Below are 19,495 nucleotides of genomic sequence, written 5' to 3' on the forward strand. Positions count from 1 at the left end.
ATTCCTCAGAAGATCGAGGCGGTGAGGCTGACGAGGAAGCGGTCGCCGGGCTTGGGCGCGCCGGGGGCCACCCGGTCGAAGGGATGCGCCCAGGCGGCATCGACCGAGAACCACGGGCCGATCTGGGCGCGGACGCCGTAGCCGGCGGAACGCAGCGTCACCTGATCGGCGCCCGGCCCGATATTGGTCAGGCGCACGGCGTCGAGGAACGCATAGGGCCGGAACACCGATCGCTTGGCGAACTGTAAGGGCGCGGTACTGATTTCGAGCGAGGAGCCCAGCGCCCGGTCGCCCGAGGCGGCCGAGGGGTCATAGCCCCGGCCGATCGAAAGCCCGCCGGCGGCGAACTCCTCATAGGAGAGCAACGGCGTGTCGGTGTACTGCCAGCTGGTCGAGAGGCTGGCGGTGATCGGGCCGAACAGCCGGGCGCCGACCGACAGGTCCGCGCGTACCACCGTCGCATCCGGACGCCCGCCGAAGCGCGAGGCGACCTTGTTGCCGAACGGCGTCGCGCCCAGGCCGTTTATGCCCTTGCGGATTTCGAGGGAGCCGGTCGCCGCTACCGAGTGCGACGCCAACTCACGCGGGGCGAGATGGCCGTCGAGCTTGGCGAAGAACACGCGCAGCTTGTCGTCGGTCAGCGTGGCGACGCCCCCCCCGAACTCGACCTTCTGGTCGATCCATTCCAAGCCGCCCGACAGGCTCAAATTGTAGCGGCGATGGCGCAGCAGCGGATAGGTCAGCCTGGCATTGCCGGCGAAGCTGTTGCCGAGCAGGTTCAGCGGCTTGAGCGCCGCACCGGGACGGGTCCGCGCGAACGAGCCTGACAGGTCGAGCTGCAGCCCCTCCCCGCCCAGCTTCACGCTCTCGGTCAGCTGGATGACGCGCTGCTCGGGGCTGGTGATCGTGCCATAGCCGACGATGGTCGTGCGCTCGCCGAACGGCGTGAAGCTGTTGTAATCCACCCGCGCGGTGGCGAGGTCGCGCCCGATCGATTCCGAGCCGCCATTGTTCACCGAGAAGCTGGCGGTAACCGGCGTGCGCGAGATCGCGATGTCGAGGTCGACCGCCCCCTTGCCGCCCGGCGCCTGCTTGAGCGAGGCCTGGACGATCACACCGGGAATGTCGGAGGCGAGCAGCAGGTAGCGCTGGGCGACGTTGAGATCGAAGGGCGTCATCCCCTTCAGCTTGTCGAGATAGCGCTCGACCTGGCGCTGCGCCGGGCCGACATCGCCGTGATAGCTGACCGAGGAGACATGCGCCTCGGTGACCAGCAGGACCAGCTTACCGTCGGCGATCCGCTGCTCGGGGATCTCGACCGACGCGAGCACGCCGCGGCGCAGGTAGAGCGAGGCCACCCGGTCGCGGATCGTGCAGATCGTCGCCAGCGGCACTTCGCGCCCGATCAGATCGGCATAGGCCAGCCGCAGCCGATCGCCGGACAGTGCGAGCTTGCCGTTATTGCCCTGGAACACGACGTCGGTCAGCGTCACCTTGAGGTCGCTGCCGGCAAAGGGACAAGGCCCCGCTTCCATGTCGCGGAACAACTCGCCGCGCGGCGCCGCCGGGATCGGCGTCTGCTGGGCGGGGTTGAGCTGCTGGCGGTTGGGCAGCACCTGCGCGGCCGCCGGCATGGCGAGGACCGCCGCGCCAAGTAGCAGGGATGTGGCGAGCGCCTTCCGCCCGTAAGGGAGATGCTGCACGGCAACCTTCGGCATCGCTCGGCCTTTTTTTGTCTTGAACTGGAGAACCGGGAGGCCGCTCCACCCCACGACCCGGGCGAGCGATCCTGCGCGTGAATGGTACCGCAGGGCGGATTCTGCGTCTGTCGCTACAACTAGTGACAGCAGCGGAACGACGTCGCGGAACGTCAGACTCCGCGGCCTGGACCTGCGCATCGGCTGCGGTTCCGGGCCTAAGCCACGGTGAAGAAACTCCAATTCCATCGACGCCATCCCCCCGACGCGGTCCCGCGCGCACGATCCCGAGGGTGGTTGGGTAAGGAGGCCGATAGGGAGCGAATAGCTCCCATATGGGAGTATCCCTCAGACGAGTCGGAGAGTGGGGACCGACATGGCGAGGCGCACCAGATCCATCTGGCGGTGGCAGTCCGTCTTGGCCTGGATCGTCTTCAGGCGGGTGCGGGCGGTGGAGAGCTGGATGCCCAGTCGTTCCGCCGCTTCGCTCAGCGGCACGCCCGCGATGACCGCCTCGGCCAGCCTCTCTTCCGATGGCGACAAGCCGAAACGGCGCGCGATCCAGGCGACCGCGCCCGGCGGGGTATCGTCCGGATCGGAGACCACGAGGAGAACCTGCCCGGGAAGGCTGGGCAGGTTGAATTCGGCCGCACTGGAAATCGGCCACAGCATCGCGTGCAGCGCGCTTGCCCCGGCGCGGCGCGGCAACATCACCCCGCCTGGATCGTCCACCGCTCGAATCGGCGCATCCGCGCTCGCCCGGCAGGCAGCAAAGGCGGTTTCGAGCGCCCGGCTGCACTTGTCGTCGAAGCTGCGCGGTTGGCCGAACCGGTTGAGCACCAGGCAGTCGCCCCGAATGACCAACGCATCGGCGCGGCGGTTCATCGTCATCACCCGGCCGTCACGATCGAGCACGAAGGCGGCATGCATCCAGCCATCGAATACCGCCTGCTGGGCCTGGCCGGCCATGCGGCTGTCCATCAGCGTGCGCCGCAGCTTGAACGCGCGACCGAAATGCGGCGCGAGCAGGCGGAGCAGCTGCATCTGGTGGTCGCGCCGGTCCACATCATTCCGGCGGTCGGCGAGGGAAAGCGAAGCCCAGCCGCCGGGGTCCCGCTCCAGCACCATGCCGGTGCCATATCGGCCAACGCCATGCGGCAGCATGAAGTCGTTATAGTGCTCGGTCCGGAACAGCTCCTCGTCGCTGATGATCGCCTCGGTCCGCACCGGCTGGCCCACGCCGTTGCGGGGCACGAAGTCGACATAGGGGCTGGTCGAGAAATGATAGGCCGAATAGTCGCGCAGCGCCGCTTCGGAGAAGTTCGCCCGGATGTTCAGCGCCGCCGAGGGAACATGGCTCTCATGGCTGAACAGCGCGACCGTGATTTCGGGATAGATCGCCTCGATACGATCGACGAGGCTCTGCCACAGGCACGGGTCGAGCGCGGCCTCGTAGATACCGCCTACCAGTTCCGCGACGAGCATCGGCGTCAGAGGGGCCGGGCTTGGCATGGACGACTCATTCTCTTGCCTGACCTGGGAAACGGAAGGTTAACCCAGCCAGGGTTCCGGAACAAATTGTAACGAGCCCGAAATATTGAGTATGTCGCTATTTATAGGGACAAGGTCGGGGCGTATCCGATGATACAATCGCGAAAGCCGGGCGTGGCGACACGCCCATCCGATCGCCGCTCTGGCCGCGCCGCTGGAGGCGGGCCGCTTCAGGACGCCCGAATGGCCGATTCCACTCCGCCGCTGCTCAAGGTCGCGCTGGTGGAGGACGACATCGCCTTCCAGAACAGCTTCGCGGCAGCGGTGCGCAGCTCCGGTGACATGCATCTGGTCGGCATGGCGCATAATGTCGCCCAGGCGCGCAGGATGATTGCCGGCGATCCGCTCGACGTGCTGGTCGTCGATCTCGGCCTGCCCGACGGGTCCGGGATCGAGGTGATCCGTGCCGCGCATGATGCCTGGCCCGATTGCGGGATCATGGTCAGCACCACCTTCGCCGACGAGAAGCACGTCATTGCCTCGATCGAGGCGGGCGCGGCCGGCTACCTGCTCAAGGACAGCTCGGCCGAGAAGATCGCCGACGAGATCCGCGCGCTCCATGCCGGCGGCAGCCCGATCAGCCCGCGCATCGCCCGCCAGATCCTGCTGCGCTTCCGCCCCGCCGAGCCGGTACCGGCGGCTGCGGCACTGGCGGAAGTCACGCCGATCGCCAACCCGCTTTCTCCGCGCGAGCGCGAGGCCCTGGAACTGATCACCAAGGGCTTCAGCTATGACGAGATCGCCGAACTGATGCAGGTCTCGCGCAACACGGTGATGACCTTCGTCCGGCGCATCTATCAGAAGCTGGAGGTCACCTCGAAGGCCGAAGCCATCTTCGAGGCCCGCAACCATGGTATCCTCTAGGACCCTGCGCGCTATCCTCGTCTATACCGGGATAGCGCTGCTGGTGCTGCTCGCCTGTTACTACGGATCGCGCCCCCGGGGGATCCACCTGACCAGTGCCGATCTGCTGGTGCAGGACACGCTGGGCTATCCGCCACCCTCGCGCACTCAGGACTGGCGCGCGCTGCCCGGCCAGTGGCAACAGGTCCCCCTCCCCCATGCCCCGCGCCCGAGGATGGTGCCGGGCTCGGGCGATGCCGGCCTGCTGCCCACCCAGACGAGCTGGTATCACTTTACCCTCGGCCCGGAGCAGGCCGCACCGGCCGGCGCCTATATCTATGTCCCACGCTGGAAGACCGATGGCGAGCTGGCCATCTATATCGACGGACGGCTCTTCTATCAGACCCACGCCAATCTCCAGTGGAACGGCTCGAATCGCCCGCTGTGGATCCCCCTCGAGGAAGCGGCCGAGAGCACGCCGCCCAAGGACATATTGATCCGCATCCGCCATGTCCGCGGCATCGGCGGAGCACTCTCCACCCTGTGGATCGGCGACTATCGCCAGCTCGGCGCCGCTTACTACATGCGCGCCTTCTTTCAGGCCGAGCTGCCCTATATCAGCTCGGCGCTGTTCCTTGCGACTGGGGTGTTCGCCTTCCTGATCTGGCTGCGTTCGCGGCGCGAAACGCTCTACCTGCTCTATGCGGTGATGACGGTCGCGACCTTCCTGCGCGTGATGCACGCCTATATGGGGGCGGACCGCCTGCCGGTGTCCGACGCGTGGTTCGGCTGGATCACGGTCAACTCCGTGGGCTGGACGGTGCTGATCACCCACCTCTTCCTGACGGCCCTCCATCACCACCATGTCCGCGTGCTGACCTGGATCATCGCCCTGATGTGCGTGGGCTTCGGCGCAATCACCCTGCCGCTGTTCGAAGGCACGACCGACGCCACGATCATCTCGCCGCTTATGTACATCACCATGGTGGCGGTCGGCTCCGTCACCTTCGCCCTTCACATCCTCTGGAGCCGCCGGGCCGGTACGCTTGAGGGTGCCGGGCTGGCGATCTGCGGCCTGCTCTCGTTCATCCTCGGCGCGCGCGACATGCTGCTCCAGAACAACATCATCAACATCGAGAGCCTGTTCGTCTCCTTCTACGCCCAGATCTCGCTGATCATCGTCTTCTGCCAGATCATGCTGAGCCGCTATCTCAAGGCGATGAAGGCGGTGGGGGAAGCGAATGTCGTGCTCGTCCGCAGCCTGGCCGAGCGCGAGGCGGAGCTCACCGCCAGCCACCAGAAACTGCGCGAGGTCGAGCGCCGCGAAGTGCTGTTCCAGGAGCGCCAGCGGCTGATGCAGGACATGCACGACGGGCTGGGCTCGTCGCTCGTCAGCACGCTGCGCATGGTCGAGCATGGCCATATCGACGAGGCCGACATCGCCCAGCTGCTCAAGGGCTGCATCGACGACCTCAAGCTCACCATCGACTCGATGGAGCCGGTGGAGACCGATCTTCTCCTCCTGCTCGGCACGCTGCGCTTCCGCCTCCAGCCTCGTCTGGAATCGACCGGCATCCGCCTGCGCTGGGACGTACGTGACGTGCCGCCTCTCGGCTGGCTCGACCAGCGCCACTCGCTCCACATCCTGCGCATCCTGCAGGAGGCCTTCACCAACGTAATCAAGCATGCCGGGGCCAGCGAGATCATCGTCACCACCGGCGTACGGGACGGATGGGTATGCGTGGGCGTGGCCGACAATGGCCAGGGCTTCGACGTGGCGGCAACGGGCGCGGGCCGCGGCCTGGGTAACCAGGCGCGCCGCGCCGAGGTGATCGGCGGCCGGGTGGAGCTGCTGTCCGGACCGCAGGGTACCCGCTTTACGCTGCTGCTGCCGGTAGAGGGAGCGGCGCCGCAGCAAAGTGCCGCCCACTAAACGGAAGAAGGGGTTCCGGGCCGCAACCGCCGCTGATACCTCTGCCCCATGACCCAGACGGGATATGAAAGCCGATCGCTCCTGCGTATCGCCCGCGCCGGCGAACAGGGCCCGGCGGACCGGGACATCGCGGAGGAATGCCCGGTCGCGCTCGAATATCAGGGCATCGGCTATGCCGTGCTGATGGCGACGCCGGCCGACCTGATCGACCTTGCCTATGGCTTCTCCCTCTCGGAGCGGCTGATCGACCGGGCCGAGCAGATCCTCGATGTCGACAGCTTCCGGGCCGAGAAAGGCTTCATCCTGCGCATCCAGCTGGCGCCAGAAGTGGCGGGCCGGATCACCGATCGCGTCCGCCACCGCGCGAGCGATTCCTCCTGCGGGCTCTGCGGAATCGAGAATCTCGAACAGGCGCTGCGCCCGCTCCCACAGGTGTCGCAGCCCTGCCTGGCGGAAGACGCCGCATGCTTCGCCGCGCTTGCGGCGCTGCCCAAGCATCAGGTGCTCAACCACGCCACCGGCTCGGCCCATGCCGCGGCCGCCTGCTCGGCGGACGGAGAGCCCTGGCTGGTCCGCGAGGATGTCGGGCGCCATAATGCCTTCGACAAGCTGATCGGCGCGATGGCCCGCGCCGGGCGCGGCTGGGACGGCGGCTTCGCCTTGCTCAGTTCACGCTGCTCCTATGAGCTGGTCGAGAAGGCTGCGCTGGCGAACTGCCCGATGCTGGCGACCATATCCGCCCCCACGACTCTGGCGATCGATCGCGCCGCCGGGGCGAGGCTGCGCCTGCGGGTGCTGGTCCGCAGCGACGCCCTGCTGGCGGCCCATCCCTAGAGTAGCGGCAGCTTGGGATAGACCAGGAAGCGCGGCGCATCCGGCGAGACGCGGAGCCAGTGATCGGCATGCACCACACTGCTCAGGACATGCGAGCGCTGGTCGAGGCCGGTATCGATCCGCACGCGCCCTTCCGCATCGAGCATGCGCCGGCCGCGCAGGAACAGGGTGGTGCCTTCGCGCGGTTCCGCATTCGCCGAGACCAACTCAGCCGCCTCACGCGGCAAGCCGAGCATCCGCCGGACCGCCGCCATCACAAAGAAGCGGAAAGCGACGAATGCCGCCACCGGATTGCCTGGCAGGCCGAAATAGGGCCGCCCGTCAGGCAGTTTCGCGAACAGCAGCGGCTTGCCCGGGCGCATCTGGACACCGTGGAAGCATAGGGTCGCGCCCCGCGCCTCCAGTCCGGCGCGGACCAGGTCGACGTCTCCAACGGACACCCCGCCTGTCGAGATCACGATGTCCGCGTCGCCGGATGCGAAGACCGTGTCGAGCATCGCCGTCACCGCCTCATGCGTATCTGCCATCCGCCCCTGGAATCGCACCGGCAGGCCTAGGCTTCTCGCGGTCGCAAGGATCATCGGCGCGTTGCTGTCGATGACCTTGGCCTCGCCGGAGAGCGCCGCGGAGCTTGTGGCCAATTCGCTGCCGGAGGAGACAAGCACGATCCGGGGCATGCGCCGGACCGCGAGCCGTTCGATCCCACAGGCTGCCAGCGCGCCAATCGCGTCGGCGGTAATCAGATGGCCGGCACCGATCAGTTGGCCTCCGCGTGCCATGTCCTCGCCCCGGGTACGTACGTTGCGCCATTTGTCGATCGCCCCGCGAACCCGAAGGCGCGCACCTTCTTCGCTTCGTACAATCTCGCCGAGCTCCCGCACGAGGACTGCATCGGCCCCTTCCGGAAGCGGCGCACCGGTGCTGATCGGCACCGCGTGTCCCGCCGCCAAGGCATCCGCCGCGCTGCCGGCGGGCACGGGCGCTCCCAGCGGGAGATCGACGGGGAACTCCCGGGTCGCGGCCAGGACATCGACGCTGCGTACCGCAAACCCGTCCATCGCAGAGGCTGCGAACCGGGGTACGTCCAGCGCGGCAATCACGGGCTCGGCGGTGATACGGCCCAACGCGTCCGCTGCCGCGACGGTCTCCGAACCAAGCGGCGATACCATGCCCTCTATCATGTCCAGCGCGGCATCGACACTCGGCCGCGGGCGCCGTTCAGCCATTGCGCCCGGCCAGTCGCGCCAGGTCTTCCGGCGTGTTCACGTTGAGGATCGGCCGCTCGAGGCTGATGCCCCGCGCGCCGAGCCGCCGCGCCCAGCCGCGCATCGAGCGATCCTCGCCGGTCAGGTGTTCGTCCAGCATCTCGGCCATCGCGACCGGCCACAGCCCGATCACCGGCGCATCCTCGACAAAGGCAGGCGCGCCCGCCGCTTCCAGCCGCGCGCGCAAGTCGGGCGGCAGCAACGGCGCATCGCACGGCACACTAAGGACTGCGTCGAAGCCCTGCGCCGCGTGCAGTGCCGCGTTGATCCCCGCCAGCGGCCCAAGCCGACCGAGGGGGCGGTCCGCCAATCCCTCCGGCCCGCACAGCAGCAGGGCATCGACCTGCGGGGCCAGCGCCTCCCGCACCCAGTCGATCAGCGCGCGCCCCTCCAGCACTGCCGCTGCCTTGTTCGATCCAAAGCGCCGCGATTCGCCCCCGGCCAGGATGGCACCCGATATCCGCACGGCTAACCCGTAACGACGCGAACCGGGATCGACTTGGCGGCGGGCGTGCCGCTGATCCTGTCGTAATGATCCAGCGGCAGCAGCGGGTTGAGCTCGGGATAATAGCCCGCCACCGCACCACGCGGCATCGCATAGTCGAGCACGGTCAGCCCCTCCACGCGCCGGGCCAAGCCGTCGCTGCTGATCGTCTCCAGCGCGATCTTCGCGCCCGCCTCGAGCCCGCGCGCGGCACGATCCTCGGCGTTCATGAACAGCACCATCCGGTCGTTGTAGACCCCGCGATAGCGGTCGGAATAGCTGTAGATCGTCGTGTTGAACTGGTCGTGCGAACGCACCGTCGCCAGCCGCAGCATCTCCGGATCGTCGACCGGCGTGTCGACGTCCAGTCCCGGCAGGACGAGCATGTTCGCCTTGCCGTTCGGCGTCTTCCAGACGAGCCGGCGCGGCGCGACGTCGAGGTGGAAGCCCTTGGGATTGCGGATCTTCTCCGAGAAGGCCGCATAGATCTCCGGATAGACCTCGGCGATCTTGTCGCGGATCGCTCCATAGTCATGGATATAGCTCGCCCAATCGACCTTCGAGGCCGGCAGCGTCGCCATCGCCATGCGGCAGACGATCTCCACCTCGGGCATGCAGTCCGGGCTCGCCGGATCGAGCACCCCGCGCGACGCGGTGACGTTCGACATCGAATCCTCGATCGTCACGAACTGCTCGCCGGCCTCGGTCTCGATGCGCTCGGAACGCGCAACCACCGGCAGAATCAGCGCATCCTTGCCGTGGATCAGGTGCCCGCGATTGAGCTTGGTCGCGATCCCCACGGTCAGGTCGAGCTTGCGCATCGCGGCATAGGCGCGGTCGGTATCGGGCACCGCGCGGACGAAGTTGCCGCCCAGCCCGATGAACACACGGGCGGTGCCGTCCAGCATCGCCTCCATCGTCTCGACGGTGTGATGGCCATGCTCGCGCGGCGGCTCGAAGCCGAACACCTCGCGCACCCGGTCGAGATAGGCCTGGCTCGGCTTCTCGTCGATGCCGACGGTGCGATCGCCCTGGACGTTGGAATGGCCGCGAATCGGAGAGATACCGGCGCCGGGCTTGCCGAAATTGCCCTTGAGCAGCAGGATATTGGCGACCTGCTGGAGCAGGCGCGACGACAGCTGATGCTGGGTCAGCCCCATGCCGTAGCAGATCATCGTCGCCTTCGACCGGATATAGACCTCGGCGCAGCGCCGAATCTGCGCCTCCTCGATCCCCGAGACGCGGACAATCTCCTCCCAGTCCTGCGCCATCACATCGGCGCGCAGTTCGTCGAGCCCGACCACATGCTCGGCCAGGAAGGCGCGGTCGAGGATCGGTTCGCCCGCATCCTCGCGCTCGAACATCACCTTCATCATGCCCTTGAGGAAGGCGAGGTCACCGCCGATGCGGATATGGACGAACTCGCTGGCGATCGGCGTCGAGCCGAAGGTCGCCATCTGCACCACGTCCTGCGGCTCGGTGAACTTGATCAGCGCGCGCTCGGGCATCGGGTTGACCACCACGATCGGCACACCGCGCTTCCGCGCCTCGACCAGGTTGGTCATCATCCGCGGCGAATTGGTGCCGGTATTCTGCCCGATGATGAAGATCGCCTCGGTATGCTCGAAATCCTCGAGGATCACCGTGCCCTTGCCCACCCCGATCGCCGGCGGCAGGCCGCGGCTGGTCGGCTCGTGGCACATGTTCGAGCAGTCCGGGAAATTGTTGGTTCCGAATTCGCGCACGAAGATCGAATAGAGGAACGCCGCCTCGTTCGGGGTGCGGCCCGAGGTGTAGAATTCCGCGTGGTGCGGGCTGTCGAGCCGGCGCAGGTGATCGCCGATCAGCGCGAAGGCATCGTCCCACGATACCGGCACATAATGATCCGTCGCCGAATCATAGCGCATCGGCTCGGTCAGCCGGCCCTGCATCTCCAGCCAGTAATCGGACTGTTCGTTGAGCGCGGTGACGCTGTGCTGCGCGAAGAAATCGCGGGTGACCCGGAATTTGGTCGCCTCGTGGGCCAGCGCCTTGGCGCCGTTCTCGCAGAATTCGAGCGTCTTCTTGCACTCGGGATCGGGAAAGGCGCAGCTCGGGCATTTGAAGCCCCCGGGCTGGTTCATCGAGAGCAGCGCACGCGATCCCTTGGTGACGACACTCTGTTCGAGCAGCACCTTGGCGGTGGCCGCCGCCGCGCCCCAGCCGCCCGCGGGATGGTCGTAGCGCTTGTACCGTGGCTTGCTCTCGCCCATTCGCTTCACTCCGTCCCGCCCGGCATCGATGCTCTAGCACAGCTAGCCGATCGTGCGCGACCGAGCAGGAGAAACAAAGGTATGGGAATGTCGCGAGGAAGGAACGCGAGCCCAGCATCGCTGCGCCGGCCGCCCGGCACGGGGCGCCTCGCGGCGCGATCACATCATGCTGGAAAACAAGGAGGGAATGGTGGAGCCGAGGGGGATCGAACCCCTGACCTTCGCAATGCCATTGCGACGCTCTCCCAGCTGAGCTACGGCCCCATTTCCTCGGGAGACGGGCCCTCTAGATGGGCCCTTCGGGTCTGGCAAGGGCCTTTTTTCGACCCTTGCCATTTTCCCGGAAATTACTGCTCTTCGTCGTCGCCGCCGGTCTCGACGCCCAGGTCGTCGTCGCCGCCCAGATCAACGTCGTCGTCCGCCGAGGGCTCCTCGTCGTCGTCGCCGATGTCCAGATCCTCGTCGCCGAGATCACCGTCCTCGGTCTCGGGCTTCTCGCCGTCCTTCTTGACCATCTCGAAGGGAAGCGGCTGCTTCGACTTCAGGATGGGCTCCGGATCCCATGCAAAGCCGCAGTTGATGCAGGTGACGGGTTCGTCCTTGGTCAGATCATAGAAGCGCGTACCGCACTTCGGGCACGCGCGCTTGGTGCCCCATTCCGGCTTCACCATGTGTTGCCTCTTCGCCTTTCAAAATCTCGGATTTCGGGATGTTGTCCCGGAAAGTGGGGCGCGCCTTGCCATGCCGCAAGGGCGCTGTCAAAGCCGCGCGTTATGTCTACCGCCACGCCCCGCCCGCTCGCCGTCTCCTCCCGTGGTCCGCTGAAGGGCCGAGTCACCGTTCCCGGCGATAAATCGATCAGCCACCGCTCGCTGATGTTCTCGGCGCTCGCGGTCGGCGAAAGCAGGGTCGAAGGGCTGCTCGAGGGCGAGGATGTGCTGGCCACCGCGGCGGCGATGCGCGCGATGGGCGCGACGATCACGCGCGGCGAAGACGGCGTGTGGACGGTCAACGGAGTCGGAGTCGGCGGACTGCTCCAGCCCGAGGGTGCGCTCGACATGGGCAATTCGGGCACCTCGACGCGCCTGCTGATGGGGCTCGTGGCCAGCCATCCGATCACCGTGACCTTCACCGGCGACGCATCGCTCTCCAGCCGCCCGATGGGTCGCGCGATCGAGCCGCTCAGCCAGATGGGCGCCGAGATCACGGCCAGCCCGGGCGGCCGGCTCCCCTTGATGTTGCGGGGCATCAATCCCGCGGTGCCGATCACCTACACCCTTCCCGTCGCCTCCGCCCAGGTGAAGTCGGCCGTGCTGCTCGCCGGCCTCAACACCCCGGGCATCACCCGCGTCATCGAGCCGGTGCCGACTCGCGACCATAGCGAGCGCATGCTCAAGGGCTTCGGCGCCGAGCTGACCGTCGAGGACAGCCCCGAGGGCAAGATCATCTCGATTCGCGGCGAGGCGGAACTCAAGCCGCAGCACATCGTCGTGCCGGGGGATCCTTCCTCGGCAGGCTTCTGGATGGTCGCCGCCTCGATCGTGCCGGGCTCGGACATCACCATCGCCAATGTCTGCATGAACCCGACGCGCACCGGCCTGATCCAGGCCCTGCGCATGATGGGCGCGTCGATCGAGGCGGTCGATTCGCGCGAAGTCGGCGGCGAGCCGGTCGCCGACCTGCGTGTCCGCCATGCCCCGCTCAAGGCCATCGAGGTCCCGCCCGAGCTCGCCCCGAGCATGATCGACGAATATCCGATCCTGTTCGTCGCCGCCTCGGTCGCGGAGGGCCGCACCGTGGCGCGCGGCGCGCATGAGCTGCGCGTCAAGGAATCGGACCGGATCGCGACGATGCGCGCCGCGCTCGAAGCCAATGGCGTGGTGCTCGAGGAGTTTGACGACGGCCTGGCGATCACCGGCACCGGCGGCGCGCCGATCCCGGGTGGCGGCGCGGCGGTCTCGAAGCTCGACCACCGCATCGCGATGAGCATGACCGTCGCTGGCCTGGCCGCCGCCGCGCCGATCGCCATCGACGATGTCGCGCCGGTCCAGACCAGCTATCCCGCATTCTTCGACGTGCTGGACAGCCTGACCGCATGACCCCGATCGGCCGCCGCGCTTTCCTCGGCGGCCTCGCCGCCGGCGCGATCACCCTGCCCGCCTGGGCACGGATTGCCGGCAGCGATATCCGGTTCACGCCGGACCGGGAGCTGATGGTCCCGGTCGAGGGCGGCAGCGTCTATGTCCGGATCAACGGCGACCTCAAGGGCCCGCGCCCGCCGCTGATCTACGCGCATGGCGGCCCCGGCGGCGACCATTCGGGGCTCCTGCCCCTCACCGCGCTCGCCGGCGAGCGTGCGGTGATCCTGTGGGACCAGCTCGACAGCGGCCGCTCGGACGCCCCGCTCGATCCGAAGAACTGGCGGGTCGAGCGCTTCGTCGACGAGATCGACCGGATCCGCGACGCGCTCGGCATCACCCGCTGGCATGTCGGCGGCGGCAGCTGGGGCGGCACGCTCGCGATCGAATATGGCGCCCGCCGGCGGCCCGGCACCGCCAGCCTGATCGTCCAGTCCCCACTGGTCTCGACAAGAAGCTGGATCGCCGACGCCAATCTGCTCCGCGCGCGGATGCCGGCCGAAGTCCGCTCCACGCTGGAGAAGTGCGACACCGCCGCCCCGCCCCCGGAAGCGACCTGCGAGGCCGCGACCTGGGACTTCTACCGCCGCCACGTGATCCGCTCGAAGCGCGCCGACGGCATCGCCGAATACCGTGCCAGGGCACCGCGCGACGCCGGCGATACGCTCTACAACCGGATGTGGGGCAAGGCCGAGTTCGTCTCGACCGGCACGCTGCGCGACTATGACGGCGAGCCGCTGCTCGGGAAGCTGGATGGCCCCAGGACATTGTTCGTCTGCGGCGAATATGACGAGGCCCGGCCCGAGACCGTCGCGAAGTTCGCCGCGCGGGTGCCCGGCGCCACCTTCAAGGAAGTGATGGGGTCGGCCCATTCGATCCTGTCGGATCAACCCGAGGCCTATCTTGCCCTGCTGCGCGACTGGATGGCGCGTCACGACGGTATTTGATGCCGATTCATGTCCGAATCGCTTGACGCCGCGCCCGCGTGCCGCGAACGCTCGGGCATATGATCATCGCAGTCGACGGACCGGCAGCCTCTGGTAAGGGCACCATCGCGCGCGCCCTCGCGCAGCATTACGGGCTGCCGCATCTCGATACCGGGCTGCTCTATCGCGCCGTCGCCGCCACCGTGCTGCGCGAGGATCTCGATCCGTCGAAGGAAGCCGATGCCGTCTCGGCCTGCAGCTTCGAGGATTATCTGCTCGACGATCCCTGGCTGCGCACCGACGAGGTGGGCAAGGTCGCCTCGGTCGTGTCGGCGCACCCGCTGGTCCGCGCCGCGCTGCTCAATCGCCAGAAGAAATTCGCCCGCCAGCCCGGCGGCGCGGTGCTCGACGGGCGCGACATCGGCACGGTGATCGCACCGGACGCCAATGTGAAGCTGTTCGTCAAGGCGACCCCGATGATCCGCGCCCAGCGCCGCCATCTCGAGCTGCGCAAGAACGGCGTGCTCACCAGCCTCGACAAGGTGCTCAGCGACATCCGCGCCCGTGACGAGCGCGATTCCAAGCGTAGCGAGGCGCCGATGCTCCAGGCGCCCGACGCGGCCCTGCTCGACACCAGCTTCCTCTCGATCGACGCCGCCGTGCAGCGCGCGATCGCGATCGTCGAGAGCAAGACCAACTCGGCCGCCTGAGACCGCGCGATTCTGGTTAACGCCTTTATAACCATGACTGCTCAGTATTGTCCCGGAGGAACCCCGGGGGATTACCATGCAGATGACGGTGCGCGCGTTCGAGATCGCAGAGCTGCTCGACCAGGCGCCTGACGGGATCGAAGTCCTGTCGCTCGATTGCTTCGACACGCTGATCTGGCGCAACACCCATGCGCCGACCGACGTGTTCGCCGATATCGAGTTCACCGGCGGCGGCGTCGAGCCGCGCATGTGGGCCGAATCGCATGCCCGCAAGCGCGCCTATCTGCGTACCGGCGCCCGCGAAGTGGGCCTCACCGACATCTATCGCGAGATGCTGGGCAATGCCGACGACGCCGAGATCGAGGCCGCGATCGGCCGCGAGCTGGCGATCGAGGCGAATCACGCCTTCGCCTTCGCTCCCACCGTCGCGCTGATGCGCGAGGCCAAGCGCCGCGGGCTCAAGCTGATCCTCGTCTCCGACATGTACCTGACCGAGGCCCAGCTGCGCGCGCACGTCGCCGGTGCCGCGGGCGACGACGTGCTGGCGCTGGTCGATCAGGTTTTCGTCTCCAATGCCTATGGCGAGGGCAAGCGCGACGGGCTGTTCCCGCACGTGCTCGAGGCGCTCGGCGTCTCGCCCGACAAGATCCTGCATGTCGGCGACAATCGCGCCGCCGATTATGATTCCGCGATCGAGCATGGCCTGCATGCCGCGCATCTCGTCCAGTTCGACGCCGATGCCGCCGCGCGGCTGCGCATGGAGGCGGCGACCGCGCTGATGCTCGATCCGCAATGCGGCATCACTCGCCCCGTCGCCCAGCCCCACCGCGCCCAGATCGCGATGCGCCGCTCGGACGATCCTGCCTATATGCTCGGGCACGACATTGTCGGCCCGGGCCTCGCCACCTTCGCGCACTGGCTCAAGAACGAACTGGACGAAGCCAGCGCCAAGGCCGGCAAGCCCGTCCGCCCGCTGTTCGTGATGCGCGACGGCTATCTGCCCTGGAAGGTATTCGACGCGCTCTATCCGGAGATGGGCGCCAGCACGGTCGAGATCAGCCGCTTCGTCGCGCTGCGCGGCAGCATCGCCGACGAGAAGTTCCTCGACCATTATCTCGAGGAATGGACCGAGCGCCTGCCGGTCCGCTCGCTGGCGCGCCAGCTGATGCTGTTCAGCCACGAATATGCCAAATACGACAAGGCGACGGATGCCGACGCGGCCAAGGTGGAGCGCGAGGCGTTCGTGAAGTGGGTGCGCAAGGATCGCGACATCCAGCGCAAGATCTTCACCCGCCGCAACGCCTTCCTCAAGAAGATCGTCGCGCATCTCTCCGCCGCCGGCGTCGAGCGGGGCGATGCGGTGATGCTGGTCGATATCGGCTATAACGGCACGGTCCAGAACCTGCTGACCCCGATCCTCGCCGAGGCGATGAACGTCAGCGTCAGTGGCCGCTACATCTTCCTGCGCGAGAAGCGCCAGTCGGGCCTCGACAAGCGCGGCATGATCGATGTCCGCAACTTCGACTATCGCACGCTGCATGCGCTGTCGCGCTCGATCGTGGTGCTCGAGCAGCTCTGCAATGTCGAACAGGGCTCGACGATCGACTTCGATGCCGATGGCACGCCGGTGCGCGAGAAGACCGATGCCAAGGCCGCGAGCAACGCCACCCGCGGCGTGGTCCAGGCCGCGTGTCTCGACTTCGTCTCGGAAGCCGCCGGCCCCAGCCGCGTGCGCGCGCCCCGCGCCGACGACCTGGACAGCCGCTGCCGCGCCGCCGCCGCCAGCTTCGCGCGCCTGTTCTTCCTGCCCAATGCCGGCGAAGTCGGCGTCTTCGAGAGCTTCGATTTCGACTATAACATGGGCAGCGCCGCGTCGGTGACCCTGGTCGACAAGGGGCGCGGCCGGCATGGCCTGCGCCGTCGCGGCCTCACCTTCTACAACGATCAGCTGCCCCAGTTCATGTCGGCGGAGCTTCAGGCCCAGGGCCTGCCGGTCAGCCTCGCCAACTTCACCGCCTCGCGCTTCAAGCTCGATCTGCGCTCCACCGATTTCGAGGTCGGCGGCATCAAGGTGCCGGTGATCCTGGCCGGTGCCGCGCAGCAGGGGGTGATGGACTTCACGGCCTGGCCGACGGCCGAAGGCTATTATCACGTCCGCGTGCCGGTCGGCCCGCAGCGGCCGGTGGTCGCGGTGCAGCTCGGCCAGATCTGCGAATGGGTCCAGGTCGAGGAGTTCGGCTTCATGCCGCTCGAGGACATGTGGGACGGCAAGACCGCGTCCACCGTTCCCGCCCAGGCGACCGCGGACGCGATGGAGCAGATGAGCCCGGGCCTGTTCCGCGCTGGTCCCACCGGCGTGCTGATCGCAGCCCCGCCGGCGGGCACCGAGCCCATGGTATTGTCGCTGGTGTTCCGCCCCGTCGTCGCCCGCAAGGCAGCAGCGGAGCTGCGCGTGGCGGCCTGACCGGCCGCCCTCGCACTAGCGCCGGAGTTCCACCTCGCCTTCGCCCGGCTCGGTGAAGCCGCGCAGGATCTGCAGCATGCCTTCGGTGCCGAACAGCTGGTAGAGCGTGTTCAATCCCTGGGCGAGATCGCCGCCGAACTGGAAGGAGAAGCGGTCCATCCCGCACTCCGCCATTTCCACCGGTCCGCCGGAATAGTGCAGCCGAACGTCCTTGAAGCTGCAATTCCGGTAGGTATTGCCGTCCAGCGTTACCGTAACCCCTTCAAAATGCTCGTTCTCGTATACCATCTCGAATCCTTGCAACCTGGCCCCAAAGCCCGCACGTCGCATCCCGGCCGCTTCTCCGCAATGCTTGCGGATAAGGGCTGTTTCCGCTAAGGCGCGCGCGTCCGGCGGGCAGTGCCCGCGGAGGAAGGCGCGGAGAGTTGACTCTCACGCGCCCTTTTCGCTTTCACCGGCGGCTAGTCCTTCCTCCGCTTGCTCCTGCGCGACGGATGCCGCGATCGGCGATCGGCCGCCGCGGCGACTCTGGCCCAAAGACCGCCGGATCCAACCGGCTGGCCGGAAAAACATTGTTAGGAACTGAAACCCTTATGGCCACTACGGCAAATCCGAGCCGCGACGATTTCGCGGCTCTCCTCGAACAGACCCTCGGTCAGGCAGACGGCTTCGAAGGCCGCGTCGTGATCGGCACCGTCACCGGCATCGAGAACGACCTCGCGGTCATCGACGTCGGCCTCAAGTCCGAAGGCCGCGTGCCGCTGCGCGAATTCGCCGCGCCGGGCCAGAAGGCTGACCTCAAGGTCGGCGACGAAGTCGAAGTCTATGTCGATCGCGTCGAGAACGCGAACGGCGAAGCGATGCTCAGCCGCGACCGCGCCCGCCGCGAAGCCGCCTGGGACAAGCTGGAAGCCGAGTTCGCCAAGTCGGCTCGCGTCGAGGGCGTGATCTTCGGCCGCGTCAAGGGCGGCTTCACCGTCGACCTCTCGGGCGCGGTGGCCTTCCTCCCCGGCTCGCAGGTCGACATCCGCCCGGTGCGCGACGTCACCCCGCTGATGGACATCCCGCAGCCTTTCCAGATTCTCAAGATGGACCGCAAGCGCGGCAACATCGTCGTGTCGCGCCGCGCCGTGCTCGAAGAGACCCGCGCCGAGCAGCGTTCGGGCCTCATCCAGAGCCTGGCCGAAGGCCAGATCATCGACGGCGTCGTCAAGAACATCACCGATTACGGTGCGTTCGTTGACCTGGGCGGCATCGACGGCCTGCTGCACGTCACCGACCTGAGCTACAAGCGCGTCAACCACCCGTCGGAGATGCTGAACATCGGCGACACGGTGAAGGTGCAGATCATCCGCATCAACCGCGACACCCAGCGCATCTCGCTCGGCATGAAGCAGCTCGAGAGCGATCCGTGGGATGGCGCCGGCGCCAAGTACCCGGTCGGCGCGAAGCTGTCGGGCCGCGTGACCAACATCACCGAATATGGTGCGTTCGTCGAGCTGGAGCCGGGCATCGAAGGCCTGGTCCACGTCTCGGAGATGAGCTGGACCAAGAAGAACGTGCACCCGGGCAAGATCGTCTCGACCTCGCAGGAAGTCGAAGTCGTGGTGCTCGAGGTGGACGCCGAGAAGCGCCGCATCTCGCTCGGCCTCAAGCAGGCCCAGGGCAATCCGTGGGAAGCCTTCGCCGCTGCCCACCCGGTCGGCACCGAAGTCGAGGGCGAAGTCAAGAACGCCACCGAGTTCGGCCTGTTCATCGGCCTGGACAACGACGTCGACGGCATGGTCCACATGTCGGACATCGCCTGGGGCATCTCGGGTGAGGACGCGCTCAACCTGCACCGCAAGGGCGAGGTCGTTAAGGCCATCGTTCTCGCCGTGGAGCCGGACAAGGAGCGCATCTCGCTCGGCATGAAGCAGCTCGAGCGTGGTGGCGTTGCCGCTGCCGGTTCGACCGCCTCGGCCGATCGCCTCAACAAGAACCAGGTCGTCACCGTGGTCATCCTCGAAGTCCGCGACGCGGGCCTCGAAGTGCAGGTTGGCGAAGACGGCGCGACCGGCTTCATCAAGCGCACCGACCTCGGCCGCGACCGCGACGAGCAGCGTCCGGAGCGTTTCGCTGTCGGCCAGAAGCTCGACGCGATGGTCACCGGCTTCGATCGTTCGAAGAAGCCGACCTTCTCGGTCAAGGCGATGCAGATCGCCGAAGAGAAGCAGGCTGTTGCGCAGTACGGCTCGTCCGATTCGGGCGCGTCGCTGGGCGACATTCTCGGCGAGGCCCTCAAGGCCCGCAACGAGAAGAACTAAGACCTTTCGGAACGGGGAGCGGCAAAACCGCTCCCCGTTCTCGATTATTCCCGATTATCATAGGTTAATAAGCAATCTTCGCCTTGATGAAG

15 protein-coding genes and 1 tRNA gene are annotated in these 19,495 nt (G+C 67.2%); 8 read left to right on the forward strand and 8 right to left on the reverse strand.

Annotation, left to right across the window (positions count from 1 at the left end):
- Positions 1 to 5: 5 nt before the first annotated feature.
- Positions 6 to 1,718, reverse strand: a complete 1,713-nt coding sequence (locus tag AC1RJ5_RS07070; RefSeq protein ID WP_493112474.1) for a ShlB/FhaC/HecB family hemolysin secretion/activation protein — start codon at positions 1,716 to 1,718, stop codon at positions 6 to 8.
- Positions 1,719 to 2,045: 327 nt separating this feature from the next.
- Positions 2,046 to 3,209, reverse strand: coding sequence for a helix-turn-helix transcriptional regulator (locus tag AC1RJ5_RS07075; RefSeq protein WP_342250416.1), 1,164 nt, complete (start codon positions 3,207 to 3,209; stop codon positions 2,046 to 2,048).
- 222 nt (positions 3,210 to 3,431) lie between these two features.
- Between AC1RJ5_RS07075 and AC1RJ5_RS07080 the strand changes: the two genes are divergently transcribed.
- Genes AC1RJ5_RS07080 through fdhD form a run of 3 tightly spaced genes read left to right on the forward strand, consistent with a single transcriptional unit; the run spans position 3,432 to position 6,858 of the window.
- A complete protein-coding gene (locus tag AC1RJ5_RS07080) occupies positions 3,432 to 4,112 on the forward strand; it encodes a response regulator transcription factor (protein ID WP_269574505.1) in 681 nt (226 codons plus the stop codon).
- Positions 4,099 to 6,024 carry a sensor histidine kinase gene (locus AC1RJ5_RS07085; protein WP_493112476.1) on the forward strand — a complete coding sequence of 642 codons (1,926 nt, stop codon included), beginning with the start codon at positions 4,099 to 4,101 and terminating at the stop codon, positions 6,022 to 6,024. Before AC1RJ5_RS07080 ends, AC1RJ5_RS07085 begins: the two co-directional genes overlap by 14 nt.
- Before the next feature lie 48 nt (positions 6,025 to 6,072).
- Positions 6,073 to 6,858 (forward strand): formate dehydrogenase accessory sulfurtransferase FdhD, encoded by a 786-nt coding sequence (gene fdhD / locus AC1RJ5_RS07090; RefSeq protein WP_493112478.1) that lies wholly within the window; start codon positions 6,073 to 6,075, stop codon positions 6,856 to 6,858.
- Here the strand turns inward: fdhD and AC1RJ5_RS07095 are convergent.
- The 5 genes from AC1RJ5_RS07095 to AC1RJ5_RS07115 form a co-directional block, all read right to left on the reverse strand.
- Positions 6,855 to 8,084 carry a molybdopterin molybdotransferase MoeA gene (locus AC1RJ5_RS07095; protein WP_493112480.1) on the reverse strand — a complete coding sequence of 410 codons (1,230 nt, stop codon included), beginning with the start codon at positions 8,082 to 8,084 and terminating at the stop codon, positions 6,855 to 6,857. The genes fdhD and AC1RJ5_RS07095 overlap by 4 nt on opposite strands.
- The gene (gene mobA / locus AC1RJ5_RS07100; protein ID WP_493112482.1) at positions 8,077 to 8,589 is read right to left on the reverse strand and encodes a molybdenum cofactor guanylyltransferase; all 513 of its coding nucleotides are present in this window, start codon (positions 8,587 to 8,589) and stop codon (positions 8,077 to 8,079) included. The genes AC1RJ5_RS07095 and mobA overlap by 8 nt, the downstream gene beginning before the upstream one ends.
- Before the next feature lie 2 nt (positions 8,590 to 8,591).
- On the reverse strand, positions 8,592 to 10,859 hold the full coding sequence (locus AC1RJ5_RS07105; protein WP_493112484.1) for an FdhF/YdeP family oxidoreductase: 2,268 nt from the start codon (positions 10,857 to 10,859) through the stop codon (positions 8,592 to 8,594).
- 188 nt (positions 10,860 to 11,047) lie between these two features.
- A tRNA-Ala gene (locus AC1RJ5_RS07110) sits at positions 11,048 to 11,123 on the reverse strand.
- Positions 11,124 to 11,206: 83 nt separating this feature from the next.
- Positions 11,207 to 11,530: a TIGR02300 family protein gene (locus AC1RJ5_RS07115; RefSeq protein WP_184169439.1), complete on the reverse strand. Its 324-nt coding sequence runs from the start codon at positions 11,528 to 11,530 to the stop codon at positions 11,207 to 11,209.
- A 102-nt stretch (positions 11,531 to 11,632) separates the two neighbouring features.
- Between AC1RJ5_RS07115 and aroA the strand changes: the two genes are divergently transcribed.
- The 4 genes from aroA (at position 11,633) to AC1RJ5_RS07135 (ending at position 17,097) form a co-directional block, all read left to right on the forward strand.
- Positions 11,633 to 12,958 carry a 3-phosphoshikimate 1-carboxyvinyltransferase gene (gene aroA, locus AC1RJ5_RS07120; protein WP_269574499.1) on the forward strand — a complete coding sequence of 442 codons (1,326 nt, stop codon included), beginning with the start codon at positions 11,633 to 11,635 and terminating at the stop codon, positions 12,956 to 12,958.
- Complete coding sequence (locus AC1RJ5_RS07125) at positions 12,955 to 13,944, forward strand: proline iminopeptidase-family hydrolase (RefSeq protein WP_493112487.1); 990 nt, start codon at positions 12,955 to 12,957, stop codon at positions 13,942 to 13,944. Before aroA ends, AC1RJ5_RS07125 begins: the two co-directional genes overlap by 4 nt.
- Before the next feature lie 59 nt (positions 13,945 to 14,003).
- A complete protein-coding gene (locus AC1RJ5_RS07130) occupies positions 14,004 to 14,633 on the forward strand; it encodes a (d)CMP kinase (RefSeq protein WP_269574497.1) in 630 nt (209 codons plus the stop codon).
- A 76-nt stretch (positions 14,634 to 14,709) separates the two neighbouring features.
- Positions 14,710 to 17,097 (forward strand): HAD family hydrolase, encoded by a 2,388-nt coding sequence (locus tag AC1RJ5_RS07135; RefSeq protein WP_493112489.1) that lies wholly within the window; start codon positions 14,710 to 14,712, stop codon positions 17,095 to 17,097.
- Between the two features lie 15 nt (positions 17,098 to 17,112).
- On the opposite strand, the gene AC1RJ5_RS07140 is transcribed toward AC1RJ5_RS07135, so the two are convergent.
- Positions 17,113 to 17,385 (reverse strand): hypothetical protein, encoded by a 273-nt coding sequence (locus AC1RJ5_RS07140; RefSeq protein ID WP_184169449.1) that lies wholly within the window; start codon positions 17,383 to 17,385, stop codon positions 17,113 to 17,115.
- 305 nt (positions 17,386 to 17,690) lie between these two features.
- Between AC1RJ5_RS07140 and rpsA the strand changes: the two genes are divergently transcribed.
- Positions 17,691 to 19,403, forward strand: coding sequence for a 30S ribosomal protein S1 (gene rpsA / locus AC1RJ5_RS07145; protein ID WP_184169451.1), 1,713 nt, complete (start codon positions 17,691 to 17,693; stop codon positions 19,401 to 19,403).
- Positions 19,404 to 19,495 lie beyond the last annotated feature (92 nt).

Source organism: Sphingomonas sp. GW822-FHT03G08, from assembly GCF_058801135.1.